At 35.6% G+C, this 3456-nt stretch carries 1 protein-coding gene; it reads right to left on the bottom strand.

The window, feature by feature from the left end; genetic code table 11:
• Positions 1-5: 5 nt before the first annotated feature.
• On the bottom strand, positions 6-3095 hold the full coding sequence (locus tag FJR08_RS21380) for a PAS domain S-box protein (RefSeq protein ID WP_168634497.1): 3090 nt from the start codon (positions 3093-3095) through the stop codon (positions 6-8).
• Positions 3096-3456 lie beyond the last annotated feature (361 nt).

Raw genomic sequence — 3456 nt, 5'->3', positions numbered from 1 at the left:
ACAACTTACTTGAGGACAAAATTTAATTTTGCCAATAACTCTTCATTAGTATAGGGTTTTGATAAAATTGCTGTAACTTGAGATTCATTATTTGGCTCTAACATATTCTCTATATTGCATCCACTACAAGCAATTATTAGCACCTGGGGGTTGATTTCTTTTAACTTGCAAATGGCGGAATTTCCATTCATTCCTGGCATCATTATATCCATCAATACTACTCTGATTTGATCCCGGTATTGGTTGTAAGTATTGATTGCTTCCACGCCGTTTTTAGCGGTAAGAACTTGATAATTGTAGGCTTCTAAAATGGTTGTTGTAACTTCCCGGATATGGGCTTCATCATCTACTACTAAAATTAGTTCTCCCTGTCCTTGAGATATTTCTTGATGATCGGATTCTAAAGGGGAAACTTCTTGGTTAACTGATGGTAAAAATATCTGAAATACGCTACCAAGTCCAATTTGACTTTCAACATTAATAAACCCCTTATGACTTTTAATAATTCCTAATACTGTTGATAGTCCTAATCCTGTGCCTTTACCAAAATCCTTAGTGGTAAAAAATGGCTCAAATATTCTTTCTAATATTTCCGGTGACATTCCCGTCCCCGTATCTCTAACCGTAATCACAATATAATTCCCAACTGTAGCATGATGATTTATCTGGATCATCTCTTCATCAAGATACAAATTTTCTGTAGAAACAGAGAGACATCCACCGTCAGGCATAGCATCAGCAGCATTAACCACTAAGTTTATTAATACTTGATGCAGTTGGGTTTTATCCGCAAGCACTGTCCATAATTTAGGGTGAATATGCTTAGAAAATGTGATGGATTTGGAAAATGTTTGACTGACCAAGTAGATAATATCGCTGATCAAATCATTAATCTGCACAATCGTCTGTTTGCCTTCAACACCTTTGGCGAAGGATAACAATTGTTTGACTAGTTCTGCACCATGTTTCGCATTATTTTCAATAATTGTCAGCATTTGCTGACGACGATCTTTATGTTTTTCTTCAGATAATCTACTACTTTTGAGTAATTGAGCAGATGCTAAAATTGGTGTTAAGATATTATTGATATCGTGGGCAATACCTCCAGCTAAAGTTCCAATACTTTCCATTCTTTGAGCGCGTAAAGATTGCTCTTCTCGTTGTTTATTTTTTGTAATATCAGTATCTACTGTGAGAATAGATTTAGGTTGTCCATCAGTATCTAACATCAATGTCCAGCGACTTTGAACAATAATTAGTTGGTTTGATTGTGTGCGTTTGCGTAACTCACCCTCCCAACTTCCCGATGTAACTACAGTTTTTAGGGCGATTATCTCTTGTTCATGGGAAGTTGAATCGTAAAAAATATCCTTGGGATTCTTACCTAAAACTTCCTGACGTTCCCAACCATATATCCTCTCTGCCCCCTGATTCCAAAAGACGATTTGGGCTTGAAAATCTCGGACAAAAATTGCATCAGTCGCAATATCTAATAGGGCAGCTTGTTCATATATTTGCCGTTGCGTTTGTTTACGTTCAGAAATGTCTCTAGTTGTGCCAATCATGCGGATTGGCCGATCATTTTCGTTACAGTAAACTTTTCCTCTAGAACTCAACCAATGTAGGATACCATCACAATCCACTATCCGATGTTCACAGACAAAATCAACTTTTTTCTCCAGGGAATGACTGACACAGTTTTGAAAATGCTGACGGTCTTCAGGATAGATTAAATTGAGAAAGTCTTCAATACTAGGACAGGAACTATTGAGAGGTAAACCATACATTAAACCCATGGTAGGAGACCAGAGAGTTTCATTGGTTTGGATATGCCAATCCCAGATCCCAATATTACCTGCTTCTAGTGCTAAGGTGAGTCGGGCTTCACTTTCTTGTAAGGACGCTTGAATATGTTGCCGTTCAATGATTTCTTCTTGCAATCGCTTATTGGCAATCACTAATTCTGCCGTGCGTTCTTTTACCCGAACTTCCAAGACATCGCTATCTTGACGGAGTGCTGCTTCTAATTTTCTCCTGTCGCTAATATCCGATATTGACCATAAACAACCAGTCCGTTTACCCTCATTATCAACCATAGAATTTACTCTCACACTAGCAGAAAAGAGTAAACCTTTACGGGACTGGAAATTCATTTCCCATTCCTGTAATTCATGCAATTTTTTTAACCGGGATACAAATTGAGAACGATCTTCTTCAGCAATAAAAACTACTAATGGTTTGCCAACAAGATGATCTTGACGGACAGATAGTAAGGATGTTGCCCCATGATTAGCTTGCTGAATTATCCCTAAAGCATCAGTTACTAAATAACCATTAGGTGCAAATTCAAATAAATTTTGATAACGCAGTCGTTCTGCTTCAGTAATTTGCCGAGAATAGATTAGTTGTTCATTTTGTTGACGTAGTTCTTCTTCGGCAATTTGCAGTTCTTCTAAAGTTTCTTGCAGTTCTCGATTAATTTGTAAATTCTCGTCAACTTGTTTTTTTGCCCATGCTTGTAAATGATTATGAGTTTGCTTACGGATTACTTCCAGTTGTTCATTAATTGGTATGTGTTCTGTCTTCAAATCTAGCAAATTTTCCTGCAATGCCTCAACCACACCAATCATTTTTTCTATATTTAAGGCTTGCAGCAAGTTTGCTTCAGTGACAATACCGATTAAGTTGTCTTGATCATCTACTATTGGTAAATACTGAATAGAATGCTGCTGTAAAAGTGCAAACACTGTCAAAATATGCTCAGATGCTGAATATTTGAGAGTAATTAGCGGCTGAGTCATCACGTCCGCCATTTTTACCGCTGATAGGTCGGTATTTAAGGTAATTACCCTCAATACATCTTTAATAGTAAATATTCCTTGTAATTGCTTTCCCTCTACTACTAAAACATAGTCGGTTACTTGATAGATCGGGTTATTAACTGTAACTTTATGATCTTGTTGTTGATTCATCAAGTTAATAGCATCCATCACACAACTATCAGGACTAATAGTTAAGGGAGAATAATGAATAATTTGATGTAAATTAGGTAAATTAATCAATTTTCGGTGAAATCTGTGATTGAATGCGTCCATTGGTTAATCTGATTAGTAGATGATACTGTAACTAATGTCATACCGATTAAAATCTACAAATCATTAGTTAATAAATTTGATAGATATGGATAGCAAGGGTTTGGAGTGAGAAAATTTATTTCAAAAAATTACGTACAATTTAACCAAATGATTGTTGTTGGTAATATAAATATCATTTAATTGATTTTTGAGCAATTAATTAGATTGTACCCTGAATATTCTATATATGAAACTTTAATTTTGTAAACATTTCAAATAGTAAGTATTCACAATTTAAATATATAGTTTTGTAACCACATTGACAGGAGAGAACTTTGGATATATTAGAGGGTGTTTGAAAAGTTTTGAATGTATAGACTGA

The sequence above is a fragment of the Dolichospermum sp. UHCC 0260 genome (assembly GCF_009711985.1).
In the GTDB taxonomy this organism is placed as follows: Bacteria; Cyanobacteriota; Cyanobacteriia; order Cyanobacteriales; family Nostocaceae; genus Dolichospermum; species Dolichospermum lemmermannii.
The sequence above is the reverse complement of the archived record's forward strand: the minus strand, read 5'-3'. Positions and strand labels throughout refer to the sequence as shown.